Source organism: Acinetobacter towneri DSM 14962 = CIP 107472 (assembly GCF_000368785.1).
In the GTDB taxonomy this organism is placed as follows: domain Bacteria; phylum Pseudomonadota; class Gammaproteobacteria; order Pseudomonadales; family Moraxellaceae; genus Acinetobacter; species Acinetobacter towneri.
In genome coordinates, this window is the sequence record NZ_KB849691.1 from 120494 (window position 1) to 136749 (window position 16256).

Consider the following 16256-nt stretch of genomic DNA (forward strand, 5'->3'; position numbering starts at 1 on the left):
TCCTTAACCGTAGAATTTTTTGTTGTTAGCAGCCATGTCACGCAACATTTGTGGCGCTTCATAAGCTTTTCCTAAGTGTGCATACTTGTCGCAAAGCGCAACATATTCAGCAACACCTGTTTGGTCGATGTAACGGCATGGACCACCACGGAATGGAGGGAAACCTACGCCCATAATCATCGCCATATCTGCTTCAGATGGTGTCGCCACGATGTTGTCTTCTAAGCAACGTACAGTTTCGTTACAGAACGCAAGCATCATACGGTCAATGATTTCTTGTGCATCAAATTCGCGTTTTTCAGATGTTGCGACAGATGCTACAAGCTCATACGCAGTTGGGTCGACCACTTTGGCTTTTTTGCCTTTACGATCCAATTCATATTTGTAGAAACCAACGTCATTTTTTTGACCTAGACGTTTGTTTTCGTACATGACTTGGATTGAGCCTTTATAGTCTGGCTTCATACGGTCTGGGAAACCTTCTGCCATGACTTCTGCACCGTGAACGCCCGTGTCGATACCAACAACGTCCATCAGGTAAGCAGGGCCCATTGGCCAGCCGAATTTTTCCATGACTTTGTCAACTTGCTGGAAGTCTGCGCCATCTTTAAGTAACAAGTCGAATGCACCAAAGTAAGGGAACAATACGCGGTTCACCAAGAAGCCTGGGCAGTCATTCACTACGATTGGTGTTTTACCCATTTTCTGAGCAAGCACCACAGTAGTCGCAATCGCTTCAGGTGAAGTTTTTTCACCACGAATCACTTCTACCAATGGCATCATGTGCACTGGGTTAAAGAAGTGCATGCCGACAAAGTTTTCTGGACGTTGGAGGTTTTCTGCCAAACGTGTAATCGAAATGGTTGATGTGTTTGACGCGATAATGGTGTTTTCACGTACTGATTTTTCAGTTTCAGCCAACACAATACCTTTGACTTTCGGATTTTCAGTCACGGCTTCAATCACGATATCTACTTCTTTAAACTCGTCATAGCTTAAAGTTGGGCGGATACGTGCCAAAGTTTCACCCATTTTGGCAGGTGTCATTTTTTTACGTTCAACTTGCTTGGTCAGCAATTTGTTTGCTTCAGACATCCCCAATGCCAATTGTGGGTTGCCAATGTCTTTCATGATAATTGGTGTGCCTTTGCTTGCCGCTTGGTAAGCAATACCGCCACCCATGATACCCGCGCCGAGTACAGCCGCTTGGTTAACAGGATGCGCACCTTTTTCATATTTTTTCGAGGTTTTTTTCACCACTTGGTCGTTGATGAACAAGCCAATCAACGCGCCTGCTTGTGGCGTTACTGCAGCTTTGGCAAAGCCTTCAGCTTCTGCTTTGAGTGCATCGTTACGTGGCAAGCTTGCACCTGCTTGTAAAGCATCAAGCATGAGTTTTGGTGCAGGGTATTGTGCAGGATTCGCTTTCGCTAATACCGCACCTTTTGCAGTGTTGAACGCCATCATTTGTTCAAGTGGGTTCAATTTCACTGGGTCTAATTTTTCTTGGCGTTTTGCTTTCCAGTCTAAACGACCTGCAATGGCTTGTTTAACCAAATCAAGCGCAGCCGCTTGTAATTGATCTGCAGCAACTACAGCATCTACAGCACCGTCTTTAAGTGCAGCATCAGGACGTTTAGGGTTAGCCATTGCCATCCATTCAACCGCATTGTCGATACCAATAACGCGGCTTAAACGAACCGTACCACCAAAGCCTGGGAAAATACCGAGTTTGATTTCTGGTAAGCCCACCTGTGCTTGGTTTGACATGACACGGTAGTCACATACCAAACACATTTCAAAGCCACCGCCCAATGCCATACCATTGATTGCAGCAACTTTAGGAATTTCTAAATCTTCAAAAGCATTGAAGATGTCGTGAACAGGCAATGCCCAATCCACAATAGCTTGTTCGCCTTGAGCGAAGTTTGCGCCAAATTCGGTGATGTCTGCACCCACGATAAAGGTTGATTTTGCAGAAGTGACGATTAAACCTTTCACTTCATTGTTTGCTTTAACAGCCTCAATCGCAGCTTTAAAGTCTTCAATCGTTGCACGGTTAAATTTGTTGACCGACTCACCTTGTAAGTCAAAGCGGAATTCTGCAATTCCGTCCGAAAGCATTTGGACGGTAATGGCATTGCCAGCGTGGATCATGCCTGATCTCCTTTATTTTGGAGGACTTCTAAGTTGATGTTATGAAGCGTGTGCGATAGTCCTGCACACATATATGCCTCGCTAATCTTACGATAACTATATCGAAAAAAAATATAGCAAGTTGTATCAAGCCGTGACGCAAGGGTCATGATTTTTCTCATAGCACGGAATTGCTTTTTGACCTGATTTTAAAATCCTATTTTTAAAGCAAGATGAAAGTGATTGTTTTCTCTTTTATTTTTAATCGGGTTGTATTGTTTTATGATTTAGAAAAGCTTGATAAATAGATGTTATCAGTGGGTTGTTTTGGGCAGAAAAGTCAATCCATCGTTTGGATGGTGATGTTTTAAAGCGTGAAGCTGGATAGGGGGGATAGCGATTTGCAATGCTGTGTTCTATTTTCTGCTATGACCTCATGCGCTGAAATTGAGTAGAATATGCGCCATTTTTGAATTTCAGCTGTTTTCAGCAATTTGGGTTGTTCTATGTTGAAGTGGGTTATTTTGGCGATTTTTATCGCTTCAGCGTTGTATATTCAACAGCGCGGCAAGGTGCGTCATAGTTTTTATCGTCAGTTTTTTGACCATTCTACCATTCTCGCACCGATCAACTATTTAATGTACTTATTTTCTAAAGTGCCGAATCAACCTTATATCGACACCCAGCACTTTCAAGATTTAAAGGTTTTGGATGACAATTGGGAAATGATTCGTGATGAAGCCAAAGCTTTGTATGAACAGGGTGGTATTAAAGCTTCAAGTAGCTACGATGATTTGGGATTTAACTCATTCTTTAAAACAGGCTGGAAGCGTTTTTATTTAAAATGGTATGACTCCGCGCATCCATCTGCCGCAGAATTATGTCCAAAAACCACAGCATTATTAAAAACTTTGCCTAGCATTAAGGCGGCGATGTTTACTGAACTAGCGCCCGACAGTCGTTTAGTGCGTCATCGTGACCCGTATGCAGGTTCATTGCGTTACCACTTGGGATTGATGACACCAAATGATGACCGTTGTTTTATTGATGTCGATGGGGAGCGTTATTCATGGCGTGATGGTGAAAGTGTGGTGTTTGATGAAACCTATATTCACTATGCTGAAAATGGCACTTCTCAAAACCGTATTATTTTCTTTGCCGATGTCGAGCGTCCGTTAAAATCACTCTGGATGCAAAAGTTTAATCACTGGTTTGGCAAAAATGTGATGACCGCAGCAAGCTCTCCGAATGAAGCAGGCGATCAGACGGGTGGCTTAAATAAAGTCTTTGGCTATGTCTATCAAGTGCGTTTAAAAGCCAAGGCTTTAAAAGCTAAAAATAGTCGTGTGTACTATTTCTTAAAATGGTTTTTAATGCTCGGGATTTTCTTCTTAATTTTTATTCGCCCTTATGTGTTTTAGAGTATCACAACGCCTTTCGGGGCGTTTTTTTATGACATTTTTGAGCAATTTCAGCAACGAGCTTTAATCCAGACCTACTTTTATGTATAGAATGAAGTAAATAGGGGAATTTTTATGCAAACGTTTCGTTCTAAAAAAGATTGGTGGGTTTTGGCTTTTGTGATTTGTATGTCTGGTCTATTGATTCAGTTATTGCTGACCATGTACGCCAAAGGCACGATGCCAGCATTTCCTGTGCACACAGGGGTGTATTTCATTACCATTTTTGTGTTGTGGTGGCCTGTGTTCAATACGCGCTATCAGGTCGATGCAGAACGCTTGCAGATCCGTTGCATGTTTTTAAAATGGGATATTCCACGCGACAGTATTCAAAAAATATCTAAAACCAATAATTCGGTAGCGTCACCTGCTTTGTCGCTGAAGCGTTTAAAAATTGATTATCTTCAAGCGGGGCAGCCAAAATTTGTATTGGTTTCACCTAAAGATCAGACCAAATTTAGTCAAGCCTTGGGAATGGAAATTACCGACTAATCCCTAGGGTCTGTTGACATTTCATAAATGGCTTGCGCTGTAGGCTAAAACTGAGCAGATCAGGCATGAAACGCAGGGAATAGCGAGACTATTGCCAAGTTTCATAACGCAATCTGAGAAAGTTTTAGCCACAGCCTTTCAGGACGAGCATATTTTTTGCTGCTATTGCGTTATGAGTCAGTCATTTAGAATGACTAAATTTCCTGCCTCATGCCTTATATCAGCTAAAAAACCTTGCGAGATATATCTCTCACGTCGCAAACATAGACGAATTGTCAACAGACCCTAGGCTTTTTAAGCAAAAATAAGCATCAAAACTTTGAGGATGAGCAGAGCGGCATTCTCAAGATTCACGCAGCATAAGTCGCGGGCTTATTCTATTTTGAGGTGCAATTGATTTGCACTGCAATCTACACATATTTCCGATTTTTCAGGATACTTTAAAAAATATAAAGCTAAAATGGGTTCAAGTTCAGTACGAATTTTACGCCCCAAATGCCGCGCGCCGTAACGAATATCATGCCCCTGATAAAAATAGGCTTTAGCTGCTGCAGTGAGTTCGACTTGGCGCTGTTGATGCTGCAGGCGATGGTTTAACTTTTCCAATTCAATTTCAACCAATTGCGGCAGGGCATCAGCAGATACCGCTTGATAATGCAAACTACGGTCAATCCGATTTAAAAATTCAGGGTCAAATTTACGCTGCATGACTTTTTCAATGATCCGTTGTGTGGGCATGCGTTTTAAGCACAGTTGTTGTACTTTTTGCGGCAACAGATTCAATTTATCTAAGTATTGTTGTGCGGCTTGAGTACCCACATTGCTGGTCATAAAAATCATGCAATTGCGAAAGTCGATGGTTTTGGTGCCTGCAGTCAGGGTCAGTTTGCCTGTATCTAGCACATTCATTAAGCCACGTATCACTTCGCTTGAGGCTTTTTCCAGTTCATCAAACAGCATAATGCCTGGGCGGGTGTGCGAACCTGCAATCGCAGTTTCATCAAATAAACTATGGCCTTCTTTAGAGCCGACATAGCCAGGAGGCGCGCCTGTGAGTGCAGCCGCATAGTGTTCCTGCGCCAAGGTATTCATATCAATGCGGCAGAAGGCATCGGGGCGACCATAAATGGCTTCGGCAATCAGGCGCACCGTTTCGGTCTTGCCAACACCTGTCGGGCCAAGCATTAAAGTCACTGAAAGTGGTCGCTCTGTGCTGGAGAAATCGGCCTTGACCACATACAGCATTTTTTCGATTTCATTCAGCGCTGCATCTTGTCCAATAATCCGTTGACGTAACAATTGCATGACTTGTGTAGGTTCAAAATGAAAGCGCGGCTTGCCAATCAAACGGTCTTTGGCGGATACATACTGATGTGTACTGATCGGCTGGGACGTTGCGGATTGAATGGTCGGTATGCCGTGTGGTGCGGTCGTCATCCTGCACTTTCCTTCTGCTGACAAGATGCCTGAGCATAGCAAATCTTGTGTTGCCGACTGATCGTTTTTAGCACTGAGCTGATCGTTTTAGTGGATAGATCATGCGCTATGCCACAGGATAAAGCTTGAAAAAATCAGATAAAGCAGCACATCATGTAAAGAATGCAGCAACAATAGGATGACTCGTGAACCCAAACGCAGGTGAGCATATCGAGAAAATTTTGGCAAATATGACCCAATTGCCAGGGGTTTACCGTATGTTGGGTAAAGACGGGGAGTTGTTATATGTCGGCAAAGCCAAAAATTTAAAAAACCGAGTGTCGAGTTATTTTGTCAAAACCATCGAGCATCCTAAAACGCAGGCTTTAGTGGCGCGTATTTATGATATTGAAACTTTGGTGGTGCGTTCCGAAACTGAAGCGTTATTGCTTGAACAAAATCTGATTAAGCTGCATCGTCCACCGTACAATATTATGCTGCGCGATGATAAGTCCTATGTTTATATTTTTGTGTCGGCAGATCAGCCTTATCCGCGTATTGCCAGTGGACGCGGCAAAGGCAAGCATCAGATAGGCAAGTTTTTTGGGCCTTATCCGAGTGCGTACAATGCCCGCGATACTTTGGTGGTGTTACAAAAACTGTTTAATGTGCGGCAGTGTGAAAACAGTTATTTTGCTCAACGGCAGCGTCCGTGTTTGCAATATCAGATCAAACGCTGTTCGGCACCGTGTGTAGGATTGATTTCGCCCGAAGAATATAAAGAAGATGTTAATAATTCGATTCGATTTTTACAGGGCGATAGTAAAGAACTGAATCAGCAATTGATTGCTAAAATGGAAGCTGCAGCCGAAGCGTTGGAATTTGAAAAAGCAGTCTTTTACCGTGACCGTATGGCTTTGTTGCGTGATGTGCAGGCACAGCAAGCCATTTATAAACTCAAAGGCGAAGCCGATATTATCGCAATAGCTTATCAGGCAGGTGTGACCTGTGTGCAAATTATGCATGTGCGCAATGGCAAAATGCTGGGCGGTAAAAGCTATTTTCCTGATATGTTGGGCGATGATTTGGGGCAAATGTTGGCCGATTTTATTGCCAACTTTTACTTTCAGGTGGCCGATGAAATTCCAGCGGAATTGATTGTTAATGTGGAAGTGGCAGATTGCAAAGAGTTGGAACAAGCCTTACAGCAACACTTCGATAAAAAAATTCAAATTAAACATAAAGTGCGTGAAACCCGTGCCGAGTGGCAAGAATTGGCACAAATGAATGTGCAGCATGCCATTAAAGGTAAACTCGCCAATCACTTTGAATTAAATGAGCGTTTTCATCAGTTAGAGCAAGTGGTTGGACGCCCGATTGATCGGATTGAATGTTTTGATATTTCGCACACTATGGGCGAAGACACTGTGGCATCTTGCGTGGTATTTGACAGTGGTGGTATTCGCAAACGTGATTATCGACAATTTTCAATTCAGGATATTCAGGCTGGAGATGACTATGCTGCCATGCGCCAAGCTTTAACGCGCCGTTATAAAAAAGCCATGCTGCCCGATTTATTGCTGATTGATGGCGGTAAAGGGCAGTTGAATATGGCGATGGAGGTCATGCAGGAGTTAGGATTGGATGCCTTTATGATTGGGGTGTCCAAAGGCGAAGGACGCAAACCTGGTCTAGAAACGCTACATTTTACCGATGGCAGCAAAATTCAGCTGCCTGAAGATCATAAGGCGCTGCATTTGATTCAGCAGGTACGTGATGAAGCACACCGATTTGCAATTACCAAGCACCGTGCCAAGCGCGATAAAAAACGTGGCTCATCAATACTTGAAGTGATTCCGGGCTTAGGGCCAAAACGTCGTCGTGATTTACTCACCCATTTTGGTGGCATACAAGGTGTCCTGAAAGCTTCTGAAAAAGAGTTGACTTTAGTACCCGGACTGGGTGAAGTAATGGCGCGTACGATTTATAAAGTGCTGCATGAATGACTAAATTTCCTGCCTCATGCCTTATATTAGCTAAAAATCTTGCGAGATATATCTCTCACGTCGCAAACATAGACGAATTGTCAACAGACCCTATTTACTGCATAAAAAGCAGTATTTTCTACAAAGGTAAATAGCAAAAAAGTGCATTGACTCTGTCGTCATTGAACATTCACATCAGATCGAAACCCTGTAATATCAACCACAACATTGTTTAAGGAAAAGCTATGTCGTTGCTACAGACCTATCAAGCCATTGCCGAGCAAGAATGGATAGACATCCCGCTTGGGTGGTTACAGGGGCGCACTATTTATGGTGGATTGGTGGCAGGTTTGATGATGCAAAAAGCCCAGCTTTGTATTGCCGATCCGAAAAAGCGCTTGCTAAGCAGCAGTGTCACGTTTGTCGGACCTGTGCAACAAGGTCGGGCACGGCTCACGGCGGAAATTCTGCGTGAAGGCAAATCTGTGACCAGTGTCGAAGTTCGTTTATGGCAGGATGATGCAGTACAAAGCATTTTAATTGCCAGTTTTGGTGCGGCACGTGAATCCAGCATTGTGGTGCAACAAGAACGTACTGCGCCCAATTTTCCACCTGCAACGGAATTGCCTGTTACACAGCATCATCCTTTAGCACCTGAATGTTTTCAGCAGATGGATTTGGTTTGGTCTGAAGGACAATATCCGTTTACTGCTAGTCATAAACCTGATTTTGCAGGCTGGATGCGTTTTAACCCAAAACAGCATACGAATCGTGCCATGACCATTGCCGATTTGATGGTGGCTTTTGATATGTGGCCGCCTGGAGTACTGCCGATGTTTGAGCAGCTCGCTCCTGCCAGTTCACTGACTTGGCATGTGACCTATGTCAATCCTTTGCAAAATCAGCTGCAAGATTAGATGAAATATAAAGTTTTTACCGATCATGCTAGCGGTGGTTATGCCACAGAATATGCGCACTTATGGGATGATCAGGATCGGCTAATAGCGATTGCCCGACAGACCATCACCGTGTTTGCCTAGTGACACCTACTAGCATTTCGTATAAAGTGAAGCCTATTCACGATGACAAATCCTCAAAAAACTTGTGAATATGCAGCGTAAAGAGGGGAAACATTGGCGGTGTCTATGACAACAGGTCGTATCCTGAACATTCCAAATATATTAACTTTGGCTCGAATCGCCTTGATTCCTGTTTTTTTGTTGGTGGCGTATTGGCCGCCTGCAATGGGCGTAAATGGTTATGATGGTGGCATGACGCGTCATATTATTTTGACGTCTATTTTTGTGATTGCTGCTGTGACCGACTGGTTTGATGGCTATTTGGCACGTACTTTGAATCAGACCTCTGCATTTGGGCGCTTTTTAGACCCTGTGGCCGATAAACTTATGGTCGCTGCGGCATTGATTGTTTTAGTGCAATGGCAACCGACTATTTCTATGGCTTTTGCCGCGATTGTAATTATTTCCCGTGAAATTACCGTATCTGCCTTACGAGAGTGGATGGCTGAACTCGGCGCACGTACCAGTGTGGCGGTGTCTACAGTGGGGAAATATAAAACAGCATTCCAAATGATTGCGATTTCAGTGTTCTTATTGAACTGGCAACCATTGGAAATGGTGGCTTATTTGTTGCTCTATACTGCTGTAATTCTAACGCTTTGGTCGATGTTTATTTATTTAAAAGCGGCATGGCCATATTTGAAACAACCTTAAATATCGTGATTCTTCATTAAAAAGTGCTTCTGATTGAAGCACTTTTTGATTAACTATGGGTTTCTTCCTCGGCATCATCCTCATAAGTTTTGGCAATTTTTTCAATATTTAAACTTTTTGCCATCGCATCAAAAATTTCTTTATAAACCCCATTTTGATGATAAAGCGCATCATGTTCGCCATGTTCCGCAATCCTGCCATCTTTCATGACATAGGTGTAATCGGCATCAATAATTTGCGATAAGCTATGTGAAATGATGATGACTGTACGCCCTTGTTTAATTTCATCGAGGCTTTGTTTGATTTGTTCGGTTGCAATGGCATCCAGACTAGCAGTCGGTTCATCTAAAAAAATAATAGGTGGATTTTTCAGGAACATACGTGCAAGGGCAATCCGTTGTTGTTGACCGCCTGAAAGCATGAGGGCATCTGCGTCATAAGCCTGAGGCAATTGCAAAATTTGTTCGTGAATAGAGGCTTTTTGGGCTGCCAGAATCACATCTTCCAAGCTTGCATCAGTTTTGCCATAACGAATATTTTCAAAAATAGAGCCTTGGAAAATATGATTTTTTTGCAAAACCAAGCCGATATGGTCACGCAAATATTGAGTGTCGATGTGGTTAATATCAATCCCATCGAGCTGAATTTTTCCCTGTTGTGGTTCATAGAATTTATCTAATAAACTGATCAGGGTAGATTTTCCTGCTCCCGACAATCCCACCAATGCGGTAATTTTATTGGGCTGAATCTGCATTTGAATGTCTTTGAGTGCATGATGTCCATTCGGATAAAAAAAGTTTACCTGTTGCAGATCAAACTGCCCTCGAATAACTGGTTTAAGCGTACCACTTGGCTCAATTTCATGCTCGGCTTCCAAAATTTGAAAGAAGCTTTCTGAATAGATCATTGCATCATTGACTTCATCATAAATACGATGCAATGAGCGAATTGGGGCAGAAACATTGCCAAACAGCAACACGTGATACATGATCATGCCGATGCTCATTTGTCTATCTAACACAAAATAAGCAGTTAAAATAATAATCAGCACCACGCCAATTTGTTCAATAAAGCTTTTTAAACCATCAAATAAAAAACTGGTTTGGCGGGTCTGCATTTGATTGTGGGTCAGTTTTTTCTGCAGGGTGAGTTGTTTTTCTGCTTCGATGCTTTCTCTGTTAAATGATTTAATCACGGTAATTGAGTTGATGATGCTGAGAATCCCTTGGCTTTTTTTCTCACGTCCATCACGTAAATTACGTCGCCAGCTTCCTAGTTTTTGTGCCTGCTGATAGGTCAGCCAAAAATAAATAGGCACAATGAGTGTCGCGACCAAGCCCACATAAAAATTGGCATAATACATTAAGCCCAAAGCCACAATTGCACTGGTAAAGAGTGGCAAAATATCAATAAAGAAAATTTGCACTAAGCGGGTGAGCGAACCAATGCCACGATCTATACGTGTTTGTAATTTACCTGCTTGGTTGTTGTCCTGATTAAAAAAGGCCAGTCGATAACGCAAAAATTTCTCAATAATGCCCTGTGCCAAATCTTGTGACACAAAAATGCGTAGTTTTTCACCATAAAACTTCTGTCCAAACTGCACAAAGGCATTGATGATTTCTTTACCCAGCAAAATGGCTGAAATGGTGATTAAAATGTGCCAGCCTGCAGACAGACCTTGTCCTGCCTCAATTAAGGCGTTAATACGGTCAACAGCGTATTGTAAAGTTAGTGCATTGACTTGAGCTGTTAATGAGCCGATGAGCGTTAAAACTAAGGTAGCAATCACCAAGAGCTGATAAGGTCGAACGAAGGGACGCAATTTTTGAAATAAATGCCATAAATTCATAAGCTATTATTGTTATAAGAACGATGATTTTAAGTCTAAGGATGAACTTCACGACTCACAAGCCAAAAAGCTGTGTCATTTTGTGAGCAGTCCTGATCCTTGTTTTAGATTAAACAATAAGCTATTCAGCATAGGAATGACCATGAATCTAGAATTGTTTGCACCTGAGCGTTGTGACAACGTACTGCCTTATGACGGCATTGTGCAGGACTATGGTTTGGTGCTGAGTGCGGAGCATAGTGAGCGTTATTTGCAGTATTTTCTGCAACATTTGGCATGGCAGCCTGATGAAGGTCTGCTCTTTGGTCAGTATTATCGGACACAGCGCCAAGTGGTATGGTATGGCGATGAGCAGTATCAATATCGTTATTCGGGAGCAGTTAAGCAGGCACTGCTATGGCAGCCTGCTTTGTGGCGATTGAAACAGCAAATTGAACAATGGGTCGGGCATCCCTTTAATTCATGTTTGGCCAATTTATATCAAGATGGTACGCAGGGCTTGGGTTGGCACAGTGATGATGAGCCGAATTTAGGCAGACACGCTGTCATTGCATCTTTGAGTTTGGGGGCAACCCGTAAATTTTGTTTTCAGCATAAACACCGCGCCAACAAGGTTGAGCTACTGTTGCACAGCGGTCAGTTGTTGGTCATGCGTGGCACGACACAACACTATTGGAAACATGCCTTAATGAAGTCCAATAAAATTATACAACCCAGAATTAATCTGACCTTTCGCTATTTTCACACGGCTATTGAATAAAACTTGATTTAGCACTCTAAATCCTTATTCAGGAATAAATTTTAATTGTATTTAAATTCAGTGCTTTAAGGTATCAACAACCTAAATCTTTAAGTGAGTTCTATACTAAAACTGGTATTCAGTACTTCCACCTGTTTTTCAATTTGTTCTGCATTGTCCTGCAAAATTTCAATCAGTTTTTGCAAATTGACAAATTCAAAACGGTTTTTAGATGCCAGCAGCGTCAATGCATAAGGTGCATCTTTAGATGAAAAACGAATCGGTACAGATAAGCCTGCAATTTCTGCATCGAGTTCGCCGTTAGAAAAATAATAGCCTTGTTTTTTGATTTTGCGCATTTGCTGCAAAAAGTCATCTTCATCTTGTGCAAAATTGACTTGTGCCAATTCGTTAGAAAAACGTTGGTAATAGTCTAAAATTTTAGCTTTAGGCAGATGTGCCATAATAATTTTTGGCGATGAGCCGACATAAACAGGACGTGGGCAGCCGCGACCATAAGACAGCAAAGGTGTATCTTTAAAGATTTCGTGATGCACATCAATGCAGGAATCTTGATTGAGTTGGGTCAGCAAACAGCAAAATTCAGTACGTTCCGCAATTTTTTTCATAAACGGAATACTGATGGTGACCAATGGATCGGTCGTGCGAGAGATAAAATCCAATACCGCAATTTTTGGCCCAAGGGTGTAATCTCCCGATGTGCCACTCATGCGCTGCAACAACTCTGCTGAAACCAACTCTTTTAAATAGCGGTAACTGGTAGGCTTAGATAAACCAAGTTCCTCACTAATGGTATCTACATTAATGACAGGACGTGCGGTTGAAAATAAGTCTAAGACTGTGAGAATCTTGCCAAAGCTAGACAGTGCCATGCGGATTTACCCATTCACACCAAAAGGATGGTGTCACTTTATATCAAAAAATCGCCAGACCAATAGACTTTTTAAAGATGATCTTAGGCATTCTAACGATCAATATCCCAATTCTTTCGTTTGTCGTTGTTATCTATTCAGAAACAGGATTTAAGGCTGAATGCCGTGAGGCTCACGATACCAGCTTTCAATCAATAGTGCTGCGGCAAGACTGTCGGCTGCGAGCTTTTTGCCACGCCCTTGGGCTTGATAATGATCAAGCTCATCACGTGCTTCACGTGTGGTTAGGCGTTCATCGACCATTAGGGTGTTGATATTGCTTTGATGGCGTAAGCGTCTGGCAAACTTACGTGCACGGGTAGACAGTTCCGACTCGCTATCATCCATATTTAAAGGTAAGCCCACTAGAAATAATTGTGGCTGATGTTGCTTGATGATTTTCAGCAAGTTTTCCCATTGTGGAATGCCATCTTTCATGGGGAAGAGGGCGAGTGGGGTCGCACTTTCAATTAGTGCCTGCCCCACAGCCATGCCCATTTTTTGCGTACCGAAGTCAAATGCCATAATGGTTTGGGCTTGTGTTGTTTCAAGCATGACCAATCTCGGAAGATAACCATGTTGGATCTACGCCCATTTTACGATAAGCGGCATCCCAACGATCGTCATAAGGTAAATTAAAAATTAAGTCCATGTCGGATTCGCAAATCAGCCAATCGCCCCGAGCAATTTCCTGTTCGAGTTGTTGTTTGCCCCAGCTGGCATAGCCTAAGGCAATTTGGTAGCGTCCAACGCCTTCATTGTGGGCAATTGCATCTAAAATATCTTTAGAGGTGGTGATACAGACATTTTCACCAACAGCGATAGATGAATGCCAAGTTGGCTGCCCTGTGTGTAAAACAAAACCTGCCTCAGGTCGTAATGGACCACCTTGTAGAACTTCGTGAGGATGCACATTATCTGCGTCTATATCTAAATCATTGAGTAATTCTTTGATTTGGATACCCGATGGACGGTTGATAATAATGCCTTGCGCACCGTCTTCATCATGACGTGCCAAATAGATGACGGTGTTTGCAAAAAACTCATCATTCATATCGGGCGGGGCTATGAGACAGCGATGCGTCAGATATTGTTTAGTCACCTAAGCAATTCTCCTTAATCTGAGGTGGTGGCAAACAGAACTGTAAACCTACTTGGAAACGTAAACGAGTTACAGCCAAATCATACAAATATACATTTCTTAGCTGTACTTATCCCATAAAACCACTGTGATGACAACTTTGCTTTGGTAAAAGTGAGACAAAGTATAAATAAAAGAATAAATTTAAAATTTAGAAAAAATGATGTCATTAAATTTATCTATTTAGTTACAAAGTTGAAGATATAGAAACATAATAATTGATTGCTTTATTATCTTTGTGATAAGGGTTTGTTTAAATTTTTTGTGTATATTTTTTAATCTACTTTTAATTTTAACTAATGTGATTTCTGTTTTTTAATTGCAAAATAGGCGGTTTTATTGCATTTATATTCTCTTTTATTAAATATTAAGTTTGTCTAATGAATAGTGATTTTTTTATATAAAAAATCTATAAATTTGTTTGTTGCTTTTATAAGTTTTGTGCTTTTATGTAAAATTTGTGTTTTTTACAGCTTGATATGTTTCAATAAATATACATAAAATACATATTGAAACAAAAAATAATTGTTTGTAAGATGGTGAAATTTTCATCTTTTATAGCTTTTTTTGATGGTTTAATATGAATTATTTAATAAAGGGAAGTTTGTTTGCTGCTGTTTTTTCAGCTTCAGTTTTTTCTCAAGCAGCAATTTTTGGAACTTATAATGAAGAAGGTAATTTGTTTCGCAGTCATTTGAATAATCATTTATCTGAAGATTTAGCTGCTAAATTTAAAGATAAAGTAGATTCAAAAGACGGCGTACTATATTTACTGGAGCAGGCACGTTTATTACAAGTCAATCATCAGTATGAAGAAAGTTTGAATCATTATAAGCAGGCTTTTGAATTGCTAGATAAACAAAAAAGTCGTGCAAAAATTAGTCTGAGTCGGGTCGGATTTAAAGCACTTTCTATGGTGAGTAATGATTCGGTGGTGCCTTATTTGGTGCCACCTCATGAACAGGTATTGGCACATATTTCTCAAGCCAAAAATTATATTTTTCTAAAAAACCTTGAGGCTGCTGCTGTAGAAATGCGTGTTGCACAGGGTATTCAGCGTGAAATTGAACTGGCGCATCAGGCTGAGTTTGAAAAGAAAAAAGAGAAAAATACAAAAGCAAATGCATCTTCAAATGCCGCATTGCATGTTTTAGATGAGGCATTTGTTGGCTTAGATCCAATTGCGGGCAAGATTAAGAATACTTATCAAAATGCTTATGCTTTTTACATGGCTGCTAACTTGTGGGAAACCTTAGGCGAATATAACGATGCTTTGGTGGATTACAAAAAAGCTTATGAGTTACAGCCTGATGAGCAGATTGCTAAAGATGTAAAGCGTTTAGATCAATTGGTTGCAAAACAAAGTAATAGTAGTGTGCCTGTTATTGTATTTATTGAACAAGGTATCGTTCCACAGAAAGTTGAAAATAAGTTAGATATTCCGACTCCGGGCGGCATTATCAACATTGCTTTTGCAACTTATGAACCTAGCACTTATGTTGCACCTAAAAGCCTGAAAGTGAAGCTGAATAATCGAGTTTTGCAAGACAGTTATGTGATTAGTGATATTGGTGCATTGGCTGTCAAAGACTTAAAAGAAAAAGTCGTTGGAACTTTAACAACCCAAGTGATTCGTGCCACAGCCAAATATGCTGCTCAAAAAGAGCTTGGTAACCAATTTGGTGTTTTAGGGCAATTGGCAGGTAACGTGCTCAATATGGCAACCGAGCGAGCAGATTTACGAGCTTGGACAACTTTGCCAAGTAATACGCAAATTGCACGTCTGAACTTAACACCAGGGACACACAACTTACAGTTATCGTCAGGTAATTTGTCAAGCTCCTCTGTGAAGTTGGATGTAAAAGCCAATGAGACAGTATTTGTTTATGCACATCATGTAAATGACAAAATTACAGCAAGTGTAAGTAGTATTCCACGCCAATAATATTGAAGAGAACTTTATGAAAAATCAGTTAAAACTCGCATTACTCGGTCTTAGTGCTGCGGCGATGGTTGGATGTACAGCCCCTAATGCTTTGTCTACACAGACAGATGCGAATAACGAAGTAAGTATTCGCACCATTACCAATAACCCAGTCTTAACCACTGAGGTATTTGTTGAGCGTGTGGGAATGTCCATGGCAGGCGACTTAAAAAAGGCATCAATTGCCATCAAAAACCGCCGTTTCAATAACAAAGATTTTAGCTACAAAATCGTATGGGTCGATGCGCATGGGGCAGAAGTGAACCCTGAAGGTGCGATTTGGAAACCAATTCAGTTAACGGGTCGAGAGGTGAAAGGCGTGCAATCTTTAGCACCAAACCCATCGGCTGTAGATGTTGTTGTGTATTTAAAGAAATAAGCGAGAT

13 protein-coding genes and 1 pseudogene are annotated in these 16256 nt (G+C 41.5%); 8 read left to right on the forward strand and 6 right to left on the reverse strand.

Annotation, left to right across the window (positions count from 1 at the left end):
• Positions 1 to 3: 3 nt before the first annotated feature.
• A complete protein-coding gene (fadB, locus tag F947_RS11480; protein WP_004975825.1) occupies positions 4 to 2157 on the reverse strand; it encodes a fatty acid oxidation complex subunit alpha FadB in 2154 nt (717 codons plus the stop codon).
• A 485-nt stretch (positions 2158 to 2642) separates the two neighbouring features.
• Between fadB and lpxO the strand changes: the two genes are divergently transcribed.
• Together lpxO and F947_RS11490 are read left to right on the forward strand one after the other, a co-directional pair.
• Complete coding sequence (gene lpxO, locus F947_RS11485) at positions 2643 to 3557, forward strand: lipid A hydroxylase LpxO (RefSeq protein WP_004975827.1); 915 nt, start codon at positions 2643 to 2645, stop codon at positions 3555 to 3557.
• Between the two features lie 114 nt (positions 3558 to 3671).
• Positions 3672 to 4088 carry a PH domain-containing protein gene (locus tag F947_RS11490; protein ID WP_004975829.1) on the forward strand — a complete coding sequence of 139 codons (417 nt, stop codon included), beginning with the start codon at positions 3672 to 3674 and terminating at the stop codon, positions 4086 to 4088.
• A gap of 372 nt (positions 4089 to 4460) precedes the next feature.
• Here the strand turns inward: F947_RS11490 and F947_RS11495 are convergent, their stop codons facing one another.
• The gene (locus tag F947_RS11495; protein ID WP_004975830.1) at positions 4461 to 5525 is read right to left on the reverse strand and encodes an AAA family ATPase; all 1065 of its coding nucleotides are present in this window, start codon (positions 5523 to 5525) and stop codon (positions 4461 to 4463) included.
• Positions 5526 to 5710: 185 nt separating this feature from the next.
• Between F947_RS11495 and uvrC the strand changes: the two genes are divergently transcribed.
• From uvrC to pgsA, 3 genes and pseudogenes are all read left to right on the forward strand, one after another.
• On the forward strand, positions 5711 to 7510 hold the full coding sequence (gene uvrC / locus F947_RS11500) for an excinuclease ABC subunit UvrC (protein ID WP_004975832.1): 1800 nt from the start codon (positions 5711 to 5713) through the stop codon (positions 7508 to 7510).
• A 224-nt stretch (positions 7511 to 7734) separates the two neighbouring features.
• Positions 7735 to 8529 (forward strand): annotated as a pseudogene (locus F947_RS11505) (thioesterase family protein).
• Positions 8530 to 8634: 105 nt separating this feature from the next.
• A complete protein-coding gene (pgsA, locus tag F947_RS11510; RefSeq protein WP_004975835.1) occupies positions 8635 to 9222 on the forward strand; it encodes a CDP-diacylglycerol--glycerol-3-phosphate 3-phosphatidyltransferase in 588 nt (195 codons plus the stop codon).
• Between the two features lie 49 nt (positions 9223 to 9271).
• Here the strand turns inward: pgsA and F947_RS11515 are convergent, their stop codons facing one another.
• Complete coding sequence (locus F947_RS11515) at positions 9272 to 11074, reverse strand: ABC transporter ATP-binding protein (RefSeq protein ID WP_004975837.1); 1803 nt, start codon at positions 11072 to 11074, stop codon at positions 9272 to 9274.
• Between the two features lie 142 nt (positions 11075 to 11216).
• Here F947_RS11515 and F947_RS11520 point away from each other — a divergent pair, with 142 nt between their 5' ends.
• The gene (locus tag F947_RS11520) at positions 11217 to 11834 is read left to right on the forward strand and encodes an alpha-ketoglutarate-dependent dioxygenase AlkB family protein (protein WP_004975838.1); all 618 of its coding nucleotides are present in this window, start codon (positions 11217 to 11219) and stop codon (positions 11832 to 11834) included.
• An 89-nt stretch (positions 11835 to 11923) separates the two neighbouring features.
• Here the strand turns inward: F947_RS11520 and F947_RS11525 are convergent, their stop codons facing one another.
• The 3 genes from F947_RS11525 to F947_RS11535 all read right to left on the reverse strand — a co-directional run bounded on the left by F947_RS11525 (position 11924) and on the right by F947_RS11535 (position 13847).
• Positions 11924 to 12706: an IclR family transcriptional regulator gene (locus F947_RS11525; RefSeq protein WP_004975841.1), complete on the reverse strand. Its 783-nt coding sequence runs from the start codon at positions 12704 to 12706 to the stop codon at positions 11924 to 11926.
• 150 nt (positions 12707 to 12856) lie between these two features.
• Positions 12857 to 13300, reverse strand: coding sequence for a Holliday junction resolvase RuvX (gene ruvX / locus F947_RS11530; protein WP_004975842.1), 444 nt, complete (start codon positions 13298 to 13300; stop codon positions 12857 to 12859).
• The gene (locus F947_RS11535) at positions 13293 to 13847 is read right to left on the reverse strand and encodes a YqgE/AlgH family protein (RefSeq protein ID WP_004975844.1); all 555 of its coding nucleotides are present in this window, start codon (positions 13845 to 13847) and stop codon (positions 13293 to 13295) included. Before F947_RS11535 ends, ruvX begins: the two co-directional genes overlap by 8 nt.
• Positions 13848 to 14466: 619 nt before the next feature.
• Here F947_RS11535 and F947_RS11540 point away from each other — a divergent pair.
• Both F947_RS11540 and F947_RS11545 read left to right on the forward strand, forming a co-directional pair.
• Entirely contained in the window at positions 14467 to 15831 is a 1365-nt protein-coding gene (locus F947_RS11540; protein ID WP_026438322.1) for a COG3014 family protein, read from the forward strand.
• 16 nt (positions 15832 to 15847) lie between these two features.
• Positions 15848 to 16249 carry a DUF1425 domain-containing protein gene (locus tag F947_RS11545; protein WP_004975847.1) on the forward strand — a complete coding sequence of 134 codons (402 nt, stop codon included), beginning with the start codon at positions 15848 to 15850 and terminating at the stop codon, positions 16247 to 16249.
• Positions 16250 to 16256: the final 7 nt, after the last annotated feature.

Bases quoted from the DNA above. Each gene is read 5' to 3' on its own strand.
- fadB (WP_004975825.1), bottom strand. From the start codon at position 2,157: ATGATCCACGCTGGCAATGCCATTACCGTCCAAATGCTTTCGGACGGA.
- lpxO (WP_004975827.1), top strand. From the start codon at position 2,643: ATGTTGAAGTGGGTTATTTTGGCGATTTTTATCGCTTCAGCGTTGTAT.
- F947_RS11490 (WP_004975829.1), top strand. From the start codon at position 3,672: ATGCAAACGTTTCGTTCTAAAAAAGATTGGTGGGTTTTGGCTTTTGTG.
- F947_RS11495 (WP_004975830.1), bottom strand. From the start codon at position 5,525: ATGACGACCGCACCACACGGCATACCGACCATTCAATCCGCAACGTCC.
- pgsA (WP_004975835.1), top strand. From the start codon at position 8,635: ATGACAACAGGTCGTATCCTGAACATTCCAAATATATTAACTTTGGCT.
- F947_RS11515 (WP_004975837.1), bottom strand. From the start codon at position 11,074: ATGAATTTATGGCATTTATTTCAAAAATTGCGTCCCTTCGTTCGACCT.
- F947_RS11520 (WP_004975838.1), top strand. From the start codon at position 11,217: ATGAATCTAGAATTGTTTGCACCTGAGCGTTGTGACAACGTACTGCCT.
- F947_RS11525 (WP_004975841.1), bottom strand. From the start codon at position 12,706: ATGGCACTGTCTAGCTTTGGCAAGATTCTCACAGTCTTAGACTTATTT.
- ruvX (WP_004975842.1), bottom strand. From the start codon at position 13,300: ATGCTTGAAACAACACAAGCCCAAACCATTATGGCATTTGACTTCGGT.
- F947_RS11540 (WP_026438322.1), top strand. From the start codon at position 14,467: ATGAATTATTTAATAAAGGGAAGTTTGTTTGCTGCTGTTTTTTCAGCT.
- F947_RS11545 (WP_004975847.1), top strand. From the start codon at position 15,848: ATGAAAAATCAGTTAAAACTCGCATTACTCGGTCTTAGTGCTGCGGCG.